General features: G+C 68.0%; 14 protein-coding genes. 3 read left to right on the top strand and 11 right to left on the bottom strand.

Features of this window, described 5'->3' with window-relative positions; all coding sequences use genetic code 11:
- Positions 1-298: 298 nt before the first annotated feature.
- The gene (locus ACQHI0_RS02230; RefSeq protein WP_427906271.1) at positions 299-2,521 is read right to left on the bottom strand and encodes an Hsp70 family protein; all 2,223 of its coding nucleotides are present in this window, start codon (positions 2,519-2,521) and stop codon (positions 299-301) included.
- Between the two features lie 526 nt (positions 2,522-3,047).
- Between ACQHI0_RS02230 and ACQHI0_RS02225 the strand changes: the two genes are divergently transcribed.
- Positions 3,048-3,809 carry a glucose 1-dehydrogenase gene (locus ACQHI0_RS02225; protein ID WP_427906270.1) on the top strand — a complete coding sequence of 254 codons (762 nt, stop codon included), beginning with the start codon at positions 3,048-3,050 and terminating at the stop codon, positions 3,807-3,809.
- A 55-nt stretch (positions 3,810-3,864) separates the two neighbouring features.
- On the opposite strand, the gene ACQHI0_RS02220 is transcribed toward ACQHI0_RS02225, so the two are convergent.
- The 7 genes from ACQHI0_RS02220 to ACQHI0_RS02190 all read right to left on the bottom strand — a co-directional run bounded on the left by ACQHI0_RS02220 (position 3,865) and on the right by ACQHI0_RS02190 (position 10,821).
- Positions 3,865-5,451, bottom strand: a complete 1,587-nt coding sequence (locus ACQHI0_RS02220; protein WP_427906269.1) for an FAD-dependent oxidoreductase — start codon at positions 5,449-5,451, stop codon at positions 3,865-3,867.
- Between the two features lie 12 nt (positions 5,452-5,463).
- Positions 5,464-6,468 carry an AurF N-oxygenase family protein gene (locus ACQHI0_RS02215; RefSeq protein WP_427909052.1) on the bottom strand — a complete coding sequence of 335 codons (1,005 nt, stop codon included), beginning with the start codon at positions 6,466-6,468 and terminating at the stop codon, positions 5,464-5,466.
- Positions 6,469-6,738: 270 nt separating this feature from the next.
- Positions 6,739-7,734 (bottom strand): sulfate/molybdate ABC transporter ATP-binding protein, encoded by a 996-nt coding sequence (locus ACQHI0_RS02210; RefSeq protein WP_427906268.1) that lies wholly within the window; start codon positions 7,732-7,734, stop codon positions 6,739-6,741.
- Positions 7,731-8,537, bottom strand: coding sequence for a sulfate ABC transporter permease subunit CysW (gene cysW / locus ACQHI0_RS02205; RefSeq protein ID WP_427906267.1), 807 nt, complete (start codon positions 8,535-8,537; stop codon positions 7,731-7,733). Before cysW ends, ACQHI0_RS02210 begins: the two co-directional genes overlap by 4 nt.
- A complete protein-coding gene (gene cysT / locus ACQHI0_RS02200; protein WP_427909051.1) occupies positions 8,534-9,334 on the bottom strand; it encodes a sulfate ABC transporter permease subunit CysT in 801 nt (266 codons plus the stop codon). The genes cysW and cysT overlap by 4 nt, the downstream gene beginning before the upstream one ends.
- 137 nt (positions 9,335-9,471) lie before the next feature.
- Positions 9,472-10,521, bottom strand: coding sequence for a sulfate ABC transporter substrate-binding protein (locus tag ACQHI0_RS02195; protein WP_427906266.1), 1,050 nt, complete (start codon positions 10,519-10,521; stop codon positions 9,472-9,474).
- Positions 10,522-10,731: 210 nt separating this feature from the next.
- A complete protein-coding gene (locus ACQHI0_RS02190; RefSeq protein WP_019045829.1) occupies positions 10,732-10,821 on the bottom strand; it encodes an Ms4533A family Cys-rich leader peptide in 90 nt (29 codons plus the stop codon).
- Positions 10,822-10,895: 74 nt separating this feature from the next.
- On the opposite strand from ACQHI0_RS02190, the gene ACQHI0_RS02185 reads away from it, so the two are divergent.
- Positions 10,896-11,945, top strand: a complete 1,050-nt coding sequence (locus ACQHI0_RS02185) for a M48 family metallopeptidase (protein ID WP_427906265.1) — start codon at positions 10,896-10,898, stop codon at positions 11,943-11,945.
- A gap of 111 nt (positions 11,946-12,056) precedes the next feature.
- Here the strand turns inward: ACQHI0_RS02185 and ACQHI0_RS02180 are convergent, their stop codons facing one another.
- Positions 12,057-12,287: a hypothetical protein gene (locus tag ACQHI0_RS02180; protein ID WP_427906264.1), complete on the bottom strand. Its 231-nt coding sequence runs from the start codon at positions 12,285-12,287 to the stop codon at positions 12,057-12,059.
- A 140-nt stretch (positions 12,288-12,427) separates the two neighbouring features.
- On the opposite strand from ACQHI0_RS02180, the gene ACQHI0_RS02175 reads away from it, so the two are divergent.
- Positions 12,428-14,392: a glycoside hydrolase family 15 protein gene (locus ACQHI0_RS02175; RefSeq protein WP_427906263.1), complete on the top strand. Its 1,965-nt coding sequence runs from the start codon at positions 12,428-12,430 to the stop codon at positions 14,390-14,392.
- A gap of 63 nt (positions 14,393-14,455) precedes the next feature.
- Here the strand turns inward: ACQHI0_RS02175 and ACQHI0_RS02170 are convergent, their stop codons facing one another.
- Together ACQHI0_RS02170 and ACQHI0_RS02165 are read right to left on the bottom strand one after the other, a co-directional pair.
- Positions 14,456-16,258, bottom strand: coding sequence for a hypothetical protein (locus tag ACQHI0_RS02170; RefSeq protein WP_427906262.1), 1,803 nt, complete (start codon positions 16,256-16,258; stop codon positions 14,456-14,458).
- Between the two features lie 45 nt (positions 16,259-16,303).
- Positions 16,304-18,439: a hypothetical protein gene (locus tag ACQHI0_RS02165; RefSeq protein WP_427906261.1), complete on the bottom strand. Its 2,136-nt coding sequence runs from the start codon at positions 18,437-18,439 to the stop codon at positions 16,304-16,306.
- Between the last annotated feature and the right edge of the window lie 253 nt (positions 18,440-18,692).

Below are 18,692 nucleotides of genomic sequence, written 5' to 3'. Positions count from 1 at the left end.
TCGACGTGGCACATCGGCCCGGCGATCGCGCCCGGTGATGACATCGACGCACTGCTCGCCACCAGCACGCTGGTTGCGAACGTTCGGCGATGTCATCCGAAATCTAGATCGCCACCGACCCGCGGTTCCAGCTTCCACGGGCTGTACCACGGCGCGACCATGCCACGGGAGCTCGCTTCGCGCTCGAGCTGGGCCTGTTCCTCGGCGTAGGCCTCCGCGGCCCCCGGGTGGGTCCGCCGTGCCGAAATTCCGCGGTGAGCGCCGGAATTCCACGATGTCGGGGCGCCGACACCATCGGTCAGCGGCGAGAACCTCCTCCGCCGCCGCCACCACCTCCGCCGCCACCCGACCCACCCGAGGATGCTCCACCCGAGCCGCCTGACGAAGCACCACCGGACGAGGCGCCGCCGGAGGATGCGCCGCCGGAGGATGCGCCACTGTCCGATCCACCGGATGACGTGCCACCGCCTGAGGAAGCACCACCGGAAGTGCTGCCGCCGGAGGATGTGCCGCCCGACGCACCACCGGAGGAAGCTCCGCCGCCCGATGTTCCACCACCGGTTGCGCCGCCACCCGAAGCGCCGCCGCCTGTCGAGCCACCCGAAGCACCACCGGAGGCGCCGCTGTCGGAACCGCCACCGGACGCACCGCCGTCGCCGCCGCCGGACGCACCACCCGAGGTACCACCGCTGGACGCGCCACCGCCGCTGCCGCCGGTCGAAGCACCACCACCCGATGTGCCGCCCGTCGCACCACCGGAAGTGTCTGTGCCGCCGGAGGTTCCACCACCGGTCGATCCGCCGCCGGTGGTTCCACCGGTCGTGGTTCCGCCTGAGCCGCCGGAAGTACCCGTATCGGAAGGTGTTGTACCAGTGCCGGTTCCACCGGTGGGGGCAGATCCCCCGATATCGATGGAGACGCCGCCCGTGCTCGGGGCCGAGGTCCCGCCGGTGGGAGTGGTGGTGCCACCGGCCGGTGCGGATGTGCCATCCGTGGGTGCCGTGCCCGGCGCGGGCGCGGTGCCTGCGGCGGGAAGCGTGGCGGGGTCAGTGGCGCCGGGGGTGCCCGGCGCATCAGGGCCGGGGGCCGAGATCGGGCCGCCATGGGGGAGTTCGGGGGCGCCAGGATTGGTCGGCGTGTTCTGGGGCTGGGCGGCCGGCTGGCCGAAGGGTAGGGGGTTGATGAAGCGGGCCGGGTCGCCGTACGTGGTGCGGGCGAGGACAGGCGACTTGCAGTCGTTGCGGACGTCCTGGTGGCCGGGACCGCCACGGTCGGCACCCGCACCGGCGTACCCACCGGGGCGGGACTTGCCGCCGGGCGCCGTCGCGGGGGCGATGAAATTCTCGTACGCGCTGCGAGCCGCGGCCACACCGGCGACCCGGATGCTCCCGCTGACCGGGTCGACCTCGCTGATCAGACCGGCCGTTCGGGCGGCGAGAAGGTCGGCGCTCATGTCGTAGAGCAGTGCGTCGGCAGGCACGGCGAGGACGGGGAAACGGTCGAGGACCGGCATCAAGCCGGGATCGAAGGGGCTGCCGAACACCGTCATCGCCGACATGGCGAGCGCGGAAACGACTGCCGCGCTGGAGAACACCGCGACGTGCGGCACCGGCCCGCTGCTCTGCTCCTCGGGCGCGAAGGTACGCGCCGCCAAACCCGCTGCGCCCGCGGCGATCACCTGTCCGGGGTCGGCGACGGTGACGAGCGGAACGCCGAGTTCGGCGAGGGTGCGAGCGACTTCGGGTGGGCGCGAGGCACCGCCGACCACGAGGATGCGCGACAGGTCGGCCAGCCGCAGGCCCGCCGCCGCCACGCTCTTGCTGACCAGCGGGAAGGTGTCGCGGATGTGTTCGGCGCGCAGCGCGTCGATGTTCACCATGGAGGTGAGCGTCTGCGTCGCGCGCCCCTGCCCCGGTTCGCCGGCGTACCTGGCGACCATCTCACCGAGCGGCTTGCCACCGAAATCGCTGGACCGCGTGGGGGTTCCGACCATCGGGTGGTGCGGCCAGTCGGGGCCGACGCGCAGCACGGTGAGGTCGAGGCTGGTGGCGCCGAGGTCGTAGACGAGCACGAAACCCGGCTCCAGCGGGCCGCGATCGATCTCCAGCCATTCCGCGGCGGCGACCGGTTCGGGTACGAGCAGCACCTCACCGGCGCCTGCGAGGTGCAGGGCCTGGCCAAGTAATGAGACCTGTTTATCGGTATAGACCGCGGGATAGGTCAACACGATCCCGGCCGGTGTTTCGGCCAGCTCGATCAGACCGGTGACCACCGCGGCGATCAGGTTGGTCGCCGAATAGAATCGGCCACCCATCACCATCGGCTCCGGTTCGCGGGTGAGATCCGCGAAATCCGTGATCGCCGAGGCGAACTCGTTGATGGCGCCGATGCGGGGCCTACCCGCCTCGTCGAATGTCAGTGCGGTGCGTCGTGTGCGCACCGCCGGTTTGGCCGGATCGTCGGCGACTACCGCCGAAATCGCATTGGCCACACCGATACTCAAGCCCAGACCTCTGGTCATGTTTTTTGCTATCCCGTCAACGCACCGTGACCACGTCCAGCACGCGAGCGCACCATGTGGCCGCGGTCGTCTTCCAAACAGCTCGCCTAGATTAACTGGCACGTCGGCGAATTGCTGCCCGATTGATACGAAACCCGCAACCATGGGTCACCACAACGCTATTCGCGCAGGTGAGGTGGTTGAAGACGGAATATCCACCCCCCTGAACGTCACCACGGCGATTCACAGACTCCGAGAAGCAGCTACCTGCGAGTAATCGGACACAGCCCCCATTGAATACATTCTTGGAGTTTGTTATCTCGGCCATTCGACGCACTTACCGACCGGTAACCAATTCATTTACTACCAACACGATTTCACTGACGCCGAATTACATTCCTCCATATCGAAGTTGGCCCACTTTTGATGACGCATCAACGCGGCGGCCGATTCCCGCCAGCACGGGCCTACCCCCGCCGGTTGACTGAAAGAGCGGAGAGACACCGACTCCGAGCTCCGAAACCCCAAGGGAAAGAAGGCACTACACATGTCCACTCGATTCGCCGACCAGGTCGTTCTCATCACCGGCGCAGGGTCCGGTATCGGCAGGGCGGTCGCGCTCCGGGTCGCGTCCGAGGGTGCCGCGGTCGTCCTCGGGTCCCGCGGCAAGGATCAGGGTGAGCAGGTCGCCGAGCAGATCAGAGCGGCAGGCGGGCGAGCGCTGTTCGTCGCGACCGATGTCACGATCGACGCCGATGTCGAACGACTGACCCAGGCCGCGCTCACCGAATACGGTCGCCTGGACGCGGCTTTCAACAACGCGGGCGCGATCAACGCTTTCGGACCGATCGCCGAGATCGACGACGACGCCTGGCGCGCCGACATGGAACTCAACCTCAACGGCGTCTTCTACGGTCTGCGCCACCAGGTGCCCGCGATCATGGCCTCGGGGGGCGGCGCGATCCTGAACAACGCCTCCAACCTCGGCGTGGTCGGCATGGCACAGGTTGCCCCCTACGCGGCGGCCAAGCACGCCGTCGTCGGACTGACCAAGTCGGTGGCGCTGGAGACGGCGACCACGGGTGTGCGAGTCAACGCGCTGATCTCCGGCGCGGTCGACACACCGGCCTTCCGCGCGTCGATGGGCGCGACGCCCGAGGGCGAGGCGGCCATCGCCGCGCTGCACCCGATGGGGCGGATCGCACAGCCCGACGAGGTCGCCGCGGTGTGCGCGTTCCTGCTCAGCCGTGAGGCGTCCTTCGTCACCGGTGCTTCCATCACCACAGACGGCGGCTTCACCGCACAGTAGAAATAGCGAATGCCCGCAACGTCTCCCAGTGACGTTGCGGGCCTTCGATTTTCGATCAGCCGCGAGCGAACAGCCGCTTCACGGAGCGTTCCCGTGGCACCGCGGCACCGCCGGCCACAGCTTGCGGGCGACGGGCTCGCACGAGTCGGTCGAACTCGGACGCGTCGCGCGCGGGCGCACGCAGCTTGCCACCGTTGAAATCGTCGGCGAGCTGCTGCACGGTCTCCTGCGCACACGACTTGTTGGTCCCGATGAAGCCGGTCGGACCGCGCTTGATCCAGCCGGTGACATACGTACCGGGGAAGACCTCGCCGCCGGGCGCGGTGAGCACCCGGCCCGCGTCGTTCGGGATCACCGCACGAGCGTCGTCGAACGGCAGATCCGCGGTAGGCACGCCGCGGTAACCGACCGAGGTGAGCACGACACCGGCCTCGAGCAGCGCGGTGTCGCCGGTCGGCGTCGCGGCCACCCGGCCTTCGGCGTCGGTGACGAGCTCGTTGCGCTCGACCCGCACCCCGGTCACCGTGTCGGTACCGACGATTTCCACCGGCGAGGACAGGTATCGGAACACGATGCGCTTGCGCGCACCGAACGGGCGGTTCGCGACGCTGTGCAGCAGGCGCAGCTTCTGCTCGACCTTGTACGGCAGATCGGGCGTGACCGCGGGCAGTTCGCCCTCGATCGCGATGTCGATATCGGCGGCGAGCAGGCCGACGAACTCGGGCACCGTGAACGCCGACTCCGCCGGGCCACGACGGCCGAGGATCACGACCTCCTCGATCTTGCTCTCGCGCAATGCCTTCAGCGCGTACGGCGCGATGTCGGTGTCGGCGAGCAGGGCCGGATCGACGGTCAGGATGCGGGCGACGTCGAGGGCGACGTTGCCGTTGCCGACGATGACGACGCGCTTCTGGTTCAGGTCGAAGGTGTCGTCGGCGTGGTCGGGATGGCCGTTGTACCAGGCGACGAAGTCGGTGGCCGACACATTGCCCGCCAGACCTTCGCCCGGAATGTTCAGCTTGCGATCCGAGGACGCGCCCACGGCGTAGATCACACCGTGGAAGTGCTCGAGCAGCTCGGCGTGGCTGATGTGCTTGCCGATCTCGACATCGAGGTAGGTACCGAAGTCGTCCTGCTTCGACATGATGTCGAACAGGTCGGCGACCTTACGCGTGTGCTTGTGATCGGGTGCCACGCCGAGGCGCGCCAGACCGTAGGCCTGCGGCAGCCGGTCGAACATCGTGACCGCGACGCCGGGCTGGGTGAGCAGCTCGTCGGCGGCGTACATCGCCGACGGGCCCGACCCCACGATCGCGACCCGCAGCGGGGAGCGCTGGGTGTCGATCGCGGGCGGCATCACCGGTGCGGCCAACGTCGGCCGGTCGCGCTGCACGCGGTAGAAGTCGGCGTTGATCTCGATGAACGGCTTCTGCTCGTCGGTCAGCTTCTTCGACGAGGTGATGGCATCGACGGGGCACGCGGTGGCACAGGCGCCACAGTCCACGCACGCCGCCGGATCGACGTAGAGCATCTCCGCGGTACGGAAATCCGGCTCATCCGGGGTGGGATGAATGCAGTTGACCGGGCATGCGTAGACGCACGAGGCGTCACTACAGCATGACTGGGTGACAACATATGGCATATTGCTATCGTCTCAGGCGGCGTGCTTGGCGGAGCGCTTGGGCTCCGAGCGGTAGCGGCTCGACGGTCCGTCGATGCCGAACATCTTCCACACCAGCCGCGAGACCGGGTTCATCACACCGATCTCCTCGGCGAGCGCGCGCACGTCGATGAAGTAGTCGGCGAAGACCTGCTTGGCCTCCTTGGAGCCGTAGAACAGCTCCTTGCGCACGTCGGCGGGCATGTCGAACTGCTTGAAGAACGTCTTCGGCGGGGTCGCGATGGCCCGGCCGAGAATGAACATGATGGTCGGCATGGCGATCGACAGCACGAACTTGTTGAACGAGCGCTGCGCGGGCACGTTCTTCTTGAGGAACTCGTGAGCGAAGGAGATGTGGCGAGCTTCCTCTGCCACGTGGATCGCCATCACGCCGCGCATGATCGGGTGGATGTCGTCGCCCGAGCGCAGGATGTCCTTCTGGATGTGGTCGATCGGCTCCTCGCCGGCGAGCACGGCCATGAAGAACAGGTTCGGCATCAGGGCGCCGACCGGGGAGACCAGGTGGCGCAACTGACGCACCAGCGGGTTCATGCCCGGCACGTCGGCGACGCGGTTCACCATCTCCTGGAACATCAGGGTGTGGTTGTGCTCTTCGATCATCTCGTGCGAGCAGTACCGGAATTCCGGGTCGTTGTTCTTCAGGTTGAAGATGTGCTGCATCATGCCGACGATCAGGATGGCCTCGAACTGCAGACCGACCTTGGCGACATTGGCCTGACGGACCTTGCCGATCTCGATCTTCTTCTCCAACGGCAGCGCCTGGTACCAGGGGTGGCGGCCGATGGGGTCGGCCGAGGTCACCAGGACCCAGCGCTCGGGCTTGCAGTTCGGATCGAAGTCGGGGGCGTCCCAGTCGATGTCCTCGAACGGGTCGAAGTGGCGATCGACCGATGCCTCGGACAGCATCAGCAACTTCTCGGCGTACGCCTGAGCCTCTGCGACTACAGGATCGACGTCAGGGGTGGTGGGCGCAGACATCGTCGTCACTGCCTCTCCTCTAGGGACGTTTACTGTTTCCAATAGTTACACCTACAGAGAGTCACGTCAACTCTGCGGACCACGCGCTTTCGCGTGTTCGGCGCGTCGAAATACCTCGCCGAAAAGCTACTCACCAGTAAAAACGCCTCTACCTGTGACGCTGCGTCATACACAGTCGAGGTCGAGGTGCGGTGAGGCCGGCGAATCTTCTCGCCACAGAAACAGCAAAAGCCCCGCGACGATGAGTCACGGGGCCTTCACCTGCGTCGATCAGGTCAGTGGCAGGTCCGGGATCCGGGTCGCGCGGGCGTAGACCGTCTCGCCCTCGGCCAGGCGCAGGGCCGCCGCGTCGCCGCGGGTGACCTGGGCGGCGAACTGGTCGCCGGTCGCGGCATTGCGCAATTCCAGGCGCACCTCGAAACCGAGGCGCACGATTCGCTCGACCGTGGCCCTGGTGACCCCCGCCGATTCGGCGGTGCCCTCGTGTTCGGCCATCGCCATGCTCGGATCGCGCCCGACGCGGATGTCATGCGGGCGGACCAGGTGACCGTTGAGCCGGGCGACCGCGCCGAGGAACGACATCACGAACTCGTTGGCGGGCCGGTCGTAGACCTCCTCGGGCGAACCGACCTGCTCGATGCGGCCCTTGTTCATCACCGCGATCCGGTCGGCCACGTCCAGGGCCTCCTCCTGGTCGTGGGTGACCAGCACGGTGGTCACGTGGACCTCGTCGTGCAGCCGGCGCAGCCACTGGCGCAGATCGGTGCGCACCTTGGCGTCGAGCGCGCCGAACGGCTCGTCCAGCAGCAGTACCTGCGGGTCGACGGCGAGCGCGCGGGCCAGTGCCATGCGCTGACGCTGACCGCCCGAGAGCTGCGCCGGGTAGCGGTGCTGGAAACCGTCGAGGCCGACGATGCCGAGCAGTTCGTCGACGCGCTTCTCGATTTCCTTCTTCGGCCGCTTGCGGATGGTCAGGCCGAAGGCGACGTTGTCGCGCACGGTCATGTGCTTGAACGCGGCGTAGTGCTGGAACACGAAGCCGATGTCGCGCTTCTGGGGCGCCACGTGGGTCACGTCGTTGCCCGCGATCATCACCACGCCCGAGTCGAGCGATTCCAGCCCGGCGATCGAGCGCAGCAGCGTCGACTTGCCCGAACCGGACGGGCCGAGCAGCGCGGTGAGCTCGCCGGAGGGGATGTCGATGCTGACATCGTCGAGGGCGGCGAAGGAACCGTAGTTCTTGCGCGCGTTGGTCACGGTGATCATTCGGTGCCCCGCTTGCGTTCGAGGAGAGTCATCAGGAGGAGGACGATCAGCGCCATACCCATCAGCAGGGTGGCCGCGCTGTAGGCGCCGAAGGTGTTGTGGTCGTTGATATAACGGCCGTGCACCAGCAGGGTCAGCGTCTGGGATTTTCCGGGTAGGGCGGTGGAGACCATGATCACCGCGCCGAATTCGCCCAGCGCGCGGGCCACGGTGAGCACGACGCCGTAGGTCAGGCCCCAGCGGATGGCGGGCAGGGTGATTCGCCAGAAGGTCTGCCAACGCGAGGCGCCGAGGGTGGCCGCGGCCTGCTCCTGATCGTCGCCGATCTCGTGCAGCACCGGCTCCACCTCGCGCACCACGAACGGCAGCGTGACGAAGATGGTCGCGATCACCATGCCGGGCAGGCTGAAGATCACCTTGAATCCGAGTGATTCCAGCCCGCCGAACCAGCCGCCCGCGCCCCACAGCAGGATCAGCGACACACCGACGACGACCGGCGACACCGCGAACGGCAGGTCGACGATGCCCTGCATCAGACTGCGGCCGGGGAACTTGCTCCGGACCAGGGCCAGCGCCGTGACCACGCCGAACACTACGTTCAACGGCACCACGATGACCACGATGAGCATCGACAGCTGGAACGCCGAGATGGCCGCGGGCGTGCTGATCGAGTCGATGAACGCGCCGATCCCCCGCTCGAACGTGCGCAGCAGGATGATCACCAGCGGCAGCACCAGCAGGATCAGCAGGTAGCCGAGTGCGACCGTGCGCAGCGAGATCCTGGTGAACGCGGACAGTTTCATCGGGCCGCCTCTTCCTTACGCGATGAACGTTCGGCGAGGATCCGCAGCACGAGCAGGCTGACGAACGAGATCACCAGCAGCGCCACCGACACCGCGGCGGCGTTGATCGGCCGGTCGACCTCGATCTGCTGCTGGATGTACTGCGAGGTCATCTGCGTCTCGCGCGGGATGTTGCCACCGATCAGCACCACCGAGCCGTATTCGCCGATCGCCCTGGCGAAGGCGAGGCCGCCGCCGGAGATGATCGCGGGCGCCAGGGTGGGGAGCACGATGCGGCGGAAGGTGATCCAGTTGCTCGCACCGAGCGAGAGCGAGGCCTGCTCGACTTCCTTGTCGACCTCGATCAGCACCGGCTGCACCGAGCGCACCACGAACGGCAGCGTGACGAACGCGAGCGCCACCACCAGACCGGGCTGCGTGGCGTTGAGGTGGATGTCGAACGGGCTGTTCGGGCCGTAGAGCGAGAGCAGCACGATCGAGGCGACGATCGTCGGCAGCGCGAACGGGAGGTCGATCAACGCGTTGACGATGCCCTTGCCGGGGAACTCGTCGCGCACCAGCACCCAGGCGATCAGGGTGCCCATCCCGACATTGATCACGGCGACGATCACCGAGACGCCGATCGTCACCTTCAGCGAGTCGAGCGCCGAGGGCGCGGTGACCGCGTCCCAGAAACCGGACCAGCCGTCCTCGAAGGAGCTGACGGTGAGTGCGGCCAGCGGCAGCAGCACGATGATGCTGAGCCACATCACGGCGACGCCGATGCCGAAGGGACCGACCGAGCCGGTGACACGCAGCCACGACCAGCGTCGGCCCGCGGGCTTGCGTTTTTCAGGTTTGCCAGGGCCGCCGGGATCGGGGGTGTCCCCGGCCCCGGCGGGCCCACTGCTGTCAGTCACAGTTGTCCAGTATCGCGTGTGAGCCGGGTCACCGACTACTTGGTTGCCTGGTCGTAGATGACGGCGACCTTGCCGGTGCCCTGCGCGAACAGATCCTTGTCGACGGCCTTCCAGCCACCGAGGTCGTCGATGGTCCACAGCTTGGCCGGGGTCGGGAAGTCGGCGGCGAACTCGGCGGCGACCTCGGGGTCGACCGGACGGAAACCGGCCTGCGCCCACGCCTTCTGGCCCTCTGCGGTGAAGAGGAAGTCGCGGAACGCGGTGGCCTTGGCCAGGTTCTTGGAGTTCTTCAGCACCGCGACCGGGTTCTCGATCTTGAAGGTGGTCGGCGGGTTGATGTGCTCGATCGGGTCGCCGTTGCGCTCGGAGAAGATGGCCTCGTTCTCGTAGCTCAGCAGCACGTCACCGGTGCCCTGCAGGAAGGTCTCGGTGGCTTCGCGGCCCGACTTCGGCTGCACCTTCACGTGCTCGGGCGAGATCAGCTGCGCCAGGTAGTCCAGACCGGCCTGCTGGTTCTTGCCGCCGTCGCTCTTGGCGGCGTAGGGGGCGAGCAGGTTCCACTTGGCCGAGCCCGAGCTGAACGGGTTCGGGGTGACGACCTCGACACCCGGCTTCAGCAGGTCGTCCCAGTCCTTGATGCCCTTGGGGTTGCCCTTGCGGACCACGAGGGTGACGACCGAGCCGAAGGGGATGCCCTTGGTGGCGTCGGCGTTCCAGCTGTCCTCGACCAGGCCCGCGTCGACGAGGCGGGTGATGTCGGGTTCGACCGAGAAGTTCACGACGTCGGCCTCTGCGCCGTCCTTGACCTTGCGCGATTGGTCGCCCGAGGCGCCGTAGGAGGCTTGGACCTGCACGCCGGTGCCCGCTTCGGTCTTGTTGAACTCGGGCACGATCTTGTCGAAGCCCGGCTTCGGCACGGCGTAGGCGTAGAGGTTGAGGGTGCCCCCGCTGCCGTCGGCGGTCGCTTCTCCGTCGGTCGAGTCGCTGGCGCCACCGCCGCAAGCGGTCAGCGCGAGCGCGGCGACGGCGGTGAGGGCGATGGCGGCGGCGCGGCGGCGCGAGCCGATCCAGGTATTGCGAGACATCGGGGTGAACCTTTCGGGAAAGGACCTGCGGCGCAACGGCTTTCGTGCGGGCAGGGAACGCTCGTGTCGATCGGTAGACCTGCCGTGGCGGATGCACGACAGTTGGCGCGACTCGGGCCCGATGGCCCCCGGGGTGACGGACTACGACTGCGAAAGGAAAGCGCGCGCCAGTCTACTGGGCAGAGGAGCGCAGACGAGTCCGGTGGCCGATCACCGACAGAGAATGTCTGCGACCGCGAGGTTGCCGACAGCGATCAACGCCAACTCATGGCGGATCTGCGGAGCGACACTCGACGACACAGGCAGACTGTAGCAGATTGGGACATGATGATCGCAATCGACGAGAGTTCTCTAACCAGGGGGGATTTCATCCTATGACCATGGCTCCAGACCGGGTTCGCACGCGTTTTCCGGAGATCAGCACGCGCGCTTGGGAACACCCGGCCGACCGCACCGCACTCGTGGCACTGCGCTCGCTGAGCGGCTTCGACACGGTGCTGCGCGCGCTGTCGGGCTTGCTCCGGGAGCGTCAGCACCGGTTGATGTACCTGGCGACCGCCGTACGGGTCGACGACCGCCAGTTCCGCACGCTGCACGAGTTGCGCGCGGACTGCGTCGGCGTGCTCGACGCCCAGTCGACGCCGGAGATGTTCGTGCTGCAGGACCCGTCGGTGAACGCGTTCACGATCGGGATGGACAAGCCGTTCATCGTGGTCACCACCGGCCTGCTCGAACTGATGGACACCGAGGAGTTGCGGTTCGTCGTCGGCCACGAACTCGGTCACGCCCTGTCCGGGCACGCGGTCTATCGCACGATGCTCATGCACCTGATGCGCCTGTCGGCGTCGGTCGGCTGGATGCCGGTCGGCGGCTGGGCCCTGCGCGCGATCGTCGCGGCCCTGATGGAGTGGAGCCGCAAGTCGGAACTGTCCGGCGACCGCGCGGGCCTGCTCTGCTGCCAGGACGTCGAGGCCTCGGTGCGCGTGCACATGAAAACCGCCGGCGGTGCTTGGCTGCACGAGATGAACCACGGCGCCTTCCTCGATCAGGCCGACGACTACATGCGCTCGGGCGACCTGCGCGACGGCGTCCTCAAGCTCCTCAACCTGGAACTGCAATCGCACCCGTTCTCGGTGCTGCGCGCGGCCGAACTCCGCCGCTGGATCCAATCGGGAGACTACGAACGCGTCCTCGGCGGTAGCTACCCCCGCCGCGAACACGACAAGAACGCGCGAATCAGCGACGAGGTCAAAGACGCCGCACGCCACTACCGCGAGTCGTTCGACCAATCCGAAGACCTGCTGGTCCGCACCGTCCGTGACCTCGGCCGCGACGTCGGCTCCGCGGTGAGCACCGTCGGGCAAGAAGTCGGCCGCACAGTATCCGACCTGGGCAAACGCTTCGACGACTGGCGCAAGAACTAGCTGCTGTGCCGGCGCGGGTCAGTGCTCGCGCCGGTCACCGCGTGAAAAACCAGGCGATCACAACCAGAACGAGCAAGCCCACCAGCGCCAGCTGAACGCGAGACCGTGGCATCAGCGGACACCGCTTCCCACGCTCGGACGTTCGGCGACGACCGGCATCGGTTCAGCACGCTCGTCCCGGCGCAGCACCCGGAAGACCACCCGCAAGCCTCGATCGAGCAGGAAGGCGATCGCGAAGCTGATCGGAACCATCCCGACCAGCACCACGAGGAACTGCGGAATAAAGGGCAGCCCAGCTACCCAGAGTTCGAACCCGTCCCACCAACCTGCGATCCGTTGCACGCCGCCCAGCCTAGTCGCTGCCCTCGCGGCCCCTCTTCGCCCGCACCGGCACAGGCGAATTCCCCGCCCACGACCAGCGGATCCGCCGGGATCGCGCCCGCAGCGGTGGACGCGCGCCCGCAGCGCCGTGATCATTGGGTATGGAGTCTTCCAGCGACAGCCTGCCGATTCTGAGTCCGGTCTCCTCCAGCGGCCGTCGCGGCGCCTTTCCGCCGATCGACGACTACGCCTTCCTGTCCGACTGTGAATCCAGCTGCCTGATCGCCAGTAGCGGTTCGGTCGAGTGGATGTGTGTGCCACGCCCCGACTCCCCCAGTATCTTCGGCGCGGTCCTCGACCGCAGCGCAGGCCATTTCCGGATCGGCCCCTACGGCAAGAATGTGCCGGCGGCGCGGCGGTATCTGCCGGGCGGGATGATCCTGGAAACCACCTGGCAGACCGAAACCGGCTGGCTGATCGTGCGCGACGCGCTCGTACTCGGCCCGTGGCACAACAACATCGCCCGGTCCAAGACCCACCGCCGCACCCCGATGGACTGGGATGCCGAACACGTGCTGCTGCGCACGGTCAAGTGCGTGAGCGGCACGGTCGAACTGGAGATGAGCTGCCAGCCCTCGTTCGACTACCACCAGGGCGGCGCGACATGGGAGTACACCGGCAAGGTCTACGAGCAGGCGACCGCACGGGCGTCGAGCGATCCGGATGTCGCGCCGTCGCTGGTTCTCACCACCGACCTGCGACTCGGCTTGGAAGGCAGAGAGGCGCGAGCCCGCACCAGAATGGCCGAGGGCGACCAGGTGTTCGTCGCGCTCACCTGGTCGGAACTGCCCGCGCCAGCTACCTTCGACGAGGCGGCCCAGAAGATGTGGGCGACCGCCGAATGCTGGCGACGCTGGATCACCCAGGGCGACTTCCCGGATCATCCATGGCGCAGCTACCTGCAACGCAGTGCGCTCACCCTCAAGGGTCTCACTTACGCGCCGACGGGCGCACTGCTCGCCGCCTCCACCACCTCGCTGCCGGAAACCCCTGGCGGAGAACGTAACTGGGACTACCGCTACACCTGGGTGCGCGACGCGAGTTTCGCGCTGTGGGGCCTGTACACCCTCGGCTTGGACCGTGAGGCCAACGACTTCTTCGCCTTCCTCGACGACGTCACCACCGGTGAGAACGGCGACGCGCTCCCCCTGCAGGTGCTCTACGGGATCGGCGGCGAACGCCACATCACCGAATACGAGCTGCCGAATCTGTCCGGCTACGACGGCGCGCGCCCGGTCCGCATCGGCAACGCCGCCTACGACCAGGATCAGCACGACATCTGGGGCACCATGCTCGACGCGGTGTACCTGCACGTGAAGTCGCGCGGGCAGGTGCCGGAGTCGTTGTGGCCCTTGCTCGAACGCACCGTGCACGCCGCGATCGCGAACTGGCGCAAGCCCGATCGCGGGATCTGGGAGGTGCGCGGCGAACCGCAGAACTTCACCTCGTCGAAGGTGATGTGCTGGGTGGCGCTGGATCGCGGTGCGCGGTTGGCGCAACTGCACGGCCAGCACGAGCGCGCGGCCGAGTGGTTCGAGATCGCGGAGGAGATCCGCGACGACGTCCTCGAATTCGGTGTCAGCGCCGACGGCGTCTTCACCCAGACCTACGGTGGCGACACTCTCGACGCCTCACTGCTGCTGGTGGTGCTGACCCGTTTCCTGCCGCCCGACGACCCGCGCATCCGCGCGACGGTGCTGGCCATCGCCGACCACCTCACCGTCAACGGGCTGGTGCTGCGCTACCGCACCGAGACCACCGACGACGGCCTCGAGGGCGAGGAGGGGACGTTCACGATCTGTTCGTTCTGGCTGGTCTCCGCGCTGGTGGAAATCGGCGAACTCGAACGGGCAACCAATCTGTGCGAGCGGCTGCTCGGACTGGCCAGTCCGCTACGCCTCTACGCCGAGGAGATCGACTCGCGCACCGGGCGCCACCTGGGCAACTTCCCTCAGGCATTCACCCACCTGGCCCTGATCAACGCGGTGACCCACGTGATCAGGGCGGAGGACCAGCGCAACGCGGGTCAGTTCCAGCCCGCGCACACACCGTCACACCGGCCGTGAACGGAGCCGTTCGCCACCGAACTCCGTGCGGGACAACATGTTCGACCACCCGGGCCGAACGCCTCAATAGGAGAGTCGTTCGGCGCGGGCGCGCAGCCCGGCCACCGTGCGCAGACCCGCGTCGATCTCGGTGATGCGCAGTTCACGATGATCGCCGTAGCGCAGACCGGTTTCCTCGGCGGCGCGCAGTGCCTCGTCGGCGGTACGGCCCACTTCGGCGGCGATCTCGGTGTAGTGGTCGCGCAGCACCCGTTGCAGGGAGCGCAGTCGGTTGCGTGATTCCTTGCCCACCTGGAAGATCACGTCGTCGGCCAGCCGGGCCACCGCCACCTTCGCCTCGGCCTGCCTGCGCTGTTTGCGGTTCTTGCGGTCGTCCCACAGCGCGTTCACGCCCAGCAGCACGCCCGCGCCCGCGGAGTACCAGTTGACCAGTGACATGCCGAGCAGGCTGGTGGCAAGACCGACCATCAGGATGCCGCCGTAGGAACCACGCAGCGCCGTGAGCAGCTGTTGTCCCACTCCGGCTTTGGCGCTTTCGAGGGGTTCCAGCGGTTGCACCGGCTCGAGGACCTCGCCGGGGTTGGTGAGTCGCAGTTCGGGCAGCGGCGGAGTCCGGTTGTCGGGCGGGAACTTCGAGGCCACCTGCTCGGTGAGCTCGACGGCGCGGTAGTGCGCCATCACGAAGTTCTCCTCCACCGCCTCGCAGATCCGCGCGTCGAGTTCGGACGCGAAATCCGACCACTTGCGGGCGGGATCGGTGCGGGTGATCTCGGACTCGGCCTCCCGGACCAGACTGCGCAGCCGATGCCGCAGATCGTGCTCGATATCGGCGCTGAGCTCGGAACTACCGTCGACGAGGGTGACCTGCCAGGTGGCAGTGCGCTGACGCAGCTGATCGGCGGTGGTGCGCGCGGCGGCAAGGCGCTGGGTGATCTCGGCACGCCTGCGCGGATCGCGCAGCGTGTCGGACTCGGCCCGCAGGGTGACGGTGAGCTGGTCGGTGATCAGCGCGATATCGCGCACCGCGGCCGCCACCGCCACCGAATCAGCCTGGGCCACAACATATTCGCGCAGATGATCGATGAGCTGGGGCACGCCCGACTCGGCATCGCGCTGCTGGTCTCCGCGCTCGGTGGCCTCGCGGTGCAGCAGACCCGACACGGGCGCCACCGCGAAGTTCAGCCCGGCATCGTCGAGCAGCGCGCGATTGCGCCGCTGGGTGAGCGACCAGTGCGGATTGCGGTCGATCTTGGTGAGCACGCAGACCACCGACGGGCACACTCGCTCGACCCGGCGCAGGTAGTCCAGCTGGGCCTCGGTGAGTTCGGCGGCGGCGTCGGCGGCGTACAGGACGACGTCGGCGGCGGCGATCATCGACCACGCGGCAGCCTCGTGGGCGGCTGAACCCGGCGCGTCCATCACGACGAGTCCGTCGGCCAGCAGCCGACTCGGCTCGGCGAACTCGGCGCGCAGTACGCCGAGTGTGGTCAGCGCGGGCAGCGGGTTCAGCGGGTCGACGGGCACTCGTTCGACCCGGCCACCCGGCGCCGACTTCACCAGGGTCGCCTTCGGCGCCTGGCCGTATTCGACGATCACCGGCACGCTCGGGCTGCCTTCGGTGGCGCTGACCGGGGACCCGACCATGCTGTTGACCAGCGTGCTCATCCCCGCCTGCGGCTCACCGACGACGACGATCCGGACCCGCGGATCGCTGAGTCTGGCCCGCACCATGCCGAGCCGGGCATCGAGATCGTTGCGGCCGCCCGAACGGACCAGCTCCCGCAGTTCGTCGACGAGCGCGATCACGGGAGCCATCACATCCGGATGCTTCACCGTCGCGGTCTGCAGTCCGGCTGCGGCAGACAACTGTTCCTCACTCTCGTTGCATCAACACGGCCGAGATCGTCGTGTTCAGACCACGAAGTCATACCCGTGGTGCTCGACGGGAAACGCGCCGGCGAGCGGATCGCCGCCGCCGAGACCCGTATCGAACAAACCGGCCGAAACGCCATGGTAGCCGCCGTCGTGCCGGTCGAACTCCGCGGCGATCGGCTTGGTCTCGATGACCGGGGGTTTTACCGGTGCGACGGTCGTCTGCGGAGTGACCACCTTCGGCGGATCGATGTCGACGGTCGGCTGCTTGGTCGGCGCCGTCGGCTGCTGGGTGGGCACCGGCACGGTCGTGTGCGGGGTGGTCTGGCTCGGGACATCGACGGTCGGCGTGGTGCCACCGCCGGTCGACGGAGTCGTGCCACCGCCGGTCGACGGAGTCGTGCCACCGCCCGTCGACGGCGTGGTGCCGCCCGTCGACGGTGTCGTCACGTCGCCCGTCGAGGGTGTCGTCACGCCGCCGGTGCCGGGCTTGGTGGTGAAGTCGTCGTCGGGGGTGGTCGGCTTGGCCGGACCGGTCGGCGACACGGTGATCGGTGTCTTCGTGATGTCGGGCACGGTCGGGACCGTGACCGAGGGCACCTTGACCGTCGTCGGGGTCTCGATGTCGACCGTCGGCACCTTGGACGGGACGGTCACCGGCGCCGTCGTCGGCGTTTGGCCACCGCCGGTGACCTCGGGCAGCACAACGGGTTTCGTCGGTGTGGCCGGGGTGAACAGGGCGGGTACCGAGGCGGCGGGCGCGGTCAGCGGCGAAACAGCGTGCTGGCCGAACACATTCGCGATCGGGGTGGAGGCGACGTCGGGCTGGATGGTGGTCTGCAACGGCGTGCTGACCACGGGGTTGACCGCGACCGGCGCGGGGGCGACGGGTGCGAGCGGCGCGGGCGCGGGGGCGATCGGCGCCGGGGCGGGTGCGGGAGCCGGCGCGAACGGCGTCGCCGCGACGGGCGCGGGGGCAGGCGGGGCGATGGCGGGGGCGGGCGCTACGACGGCCGGGGCAGGCGCTGTCGCGCCCGGCAGGCCGACGCCCGACGGCGACGATCCGGGCAGGCCGGGAGCACCCGACGACGAATTTCCGAGTCCGGTACCCGACGACGAGTTGCCGAGGCCGGATCCGGTCGGCGCGGTGCCCGCGGTGTCGCCGGGGACCTTCAGCCCGTCACCGAGCCATTGGCCGTAATCGTCGAGCTGATCGCCGACCTGGCCGACCTGCACGTCGACCTTCATCTGCGAGGTGGCCCACACCCCGTCGAGCCCGACGTGGACGTCGACCTGCCAGTCGGTGGTCACCATCGCGCCGACCCCGTCGAACATCCCACCGACACCGTCGACCGTGCGGCCGATACCGTCGAAGACGTCGCCGATTCCGTTGAACATGCCGCCGGGGGCATGCGAGTCGGCCGGATCGCCGCTCGGCATACCGACGCTCTCGTAACCCGGGGTGCCGAAACCCTGTCCGGGCAAGCCGTCGTAGCCCGGAATGCCGATGCCACCGCCCGGCAGACCGTCGAAACCGGGCAGGGTGCCGCCGGTACCCGGCAGGTCGAAACCGGGCAGGTTGCCGCCCGTCCCCGGGATATCGAAGCCGGGGAGATCGCCGTGGCCGGGCAGACCCTCGAAACCGGGGAGGTCGAAGCCGGGGTCCGGAGTGTTGCCCGGCAGCGGGTGGGGGCCTGGTCCGGCCGGGGTGTTCCCGTAGCCCGGAATGCCGATGCCGCTGGACTGCTCGTCACTGCCGGGAATCCGGAATTCACGATCGCCGTCGGAGCCGGGAATCTCTGGGCGCCGGTCGGACTCGTCGGGCTTGGCGACCATGGTGGCATCGGGCCGGGGGACGACGACCGGGGTATGCGGCACCACCGGCGCGGGCTCGGGTTCGACAGCCAGGTCGGGGAAGGTCACGATCGGGCTCGGGGCGTCCGGGCTCGGATCGGCGGAGGCGGTCTGCTGCGACCAGCCGGCGTATCGGCTGTCGGCATTGCTGGTGCCCGGCTCGCGCGCGGTCCCGTTCGCCGCGACCAGCGCGCCACCGGTGACGTAGGCGCCTGCCCTGGCCACCCGGGCTACGCCGTTGGCGATCCGGTAGGCCGTGTCGGACCCCTCCGGCTCGTCTGCGCGCGCGGCACCGTCATCGAAAGGCAGATCACGCGTCATCAAAGCTCCAACACTCGCATCGCTGTGGTCCCCCACCACATGCAGCGGCGAAGTCCAGGCTCATCCAACACTAATTTTCGACCGTCGGCCTGTCATTTCGTGCAGGCCGGTTGGTACTCACCTTATGGCGAACAACATCTTTCGGCGAGCCCGGGGAACCAGGGGCGCCGCACTCCAAGAGAACTCTAACGATTGCTCAACAGAGCGTGAAGATCGGCGCCATAACGTCGGGCTCACCGGCCGAGCAGGCCGG

The organism is Nocardia sp. FBN12 (assembly GCF_050320175.1).
Classification (GTDB): Bacteria; Actinomycetota; Actinomycetes; order Mycobacteriales; family Mycobacteriaceae; genus Nocardia.
The sequence above is the reverse complement of the archived record's forward strand: the minus strand, read 5'-3'. Positions and strand labels throughout refer to the sequence as shown.

Bases quoted from the DNA above. Each gene is read 5' to 3' on its own strand.
- ACQHI0_RS02230 (WP_427906271.1), bottom strand. From the start codon at position 2,521: ATGACCAGAGGTCTGGGCTTGAGTATCGGTGTGGCCAATGCGATTTCG.
- ACQHI0_RS02225 (WP_427906270.1), top strand. From the start codon at position 3,048: ATGTCCACTCGATTCGCCGACCAGGTCGTTCTCATCACCGGCGCAGGG.
- ACQHI0_RS02220 (WP_427906269.1), bottom strand. From the start codon at position 5,451: ATGCCATATGTTGTCACCCAGTCATGCTGTAGTGACGCCTCGTGCGTC.
- ACQHI0_RS02215 (WP_427909052.1), bottom strand. From the start codon at position 6,468: ATGTCTGCGCCCACCACCCCTGACGTCGATCCTGTAGTCGCAGAGGCT.
- ACQHI0_RS02210 (WP_427906268.1), bottom strand. From the start codon at position 7,734: ATGATCACCGTGACCAACGCGCGCAAGAACTACGGTTCCTTCGCCGCC.
- cysW (WP_427906267.1), bottom strand. From the start codon at position 8,537: ATGAAACTGTCCGCGTTCACCAGGATCTCGCTGCGCACGGTCGCACTC.
- ACQHI0_RS02195 (WP_427906266.1), bottom strand. From the start codon at position 10,521: ATGTCTCGCAATACCTGGATCGGCTCGCGCCGCCGCGCCGCCGCCATC.
- ACQHI0_RS02185 (WP_427906265.1), top strand. From the start codon at position 10,896: ATGACCATGGCTCCAGACCGGGTTCGCACGCGTTTTCCGGAGATCAGC.
- ACQHI0_RS02175 (WP_427906263.1), top strand. From the start codon at position 12,428: ATGGAGTCTTCCAGCGACAGCCTGCCGATTCTGAGTCCGGTCTCCTCC.
- ACQHI0_RS02165 (WP_427906261.1), bottom strand. From the start codon at position 18,439: ATGACGCGTGATCTGCCTTTCGATGACGGTGCCGCGCGCGCAGACGAG.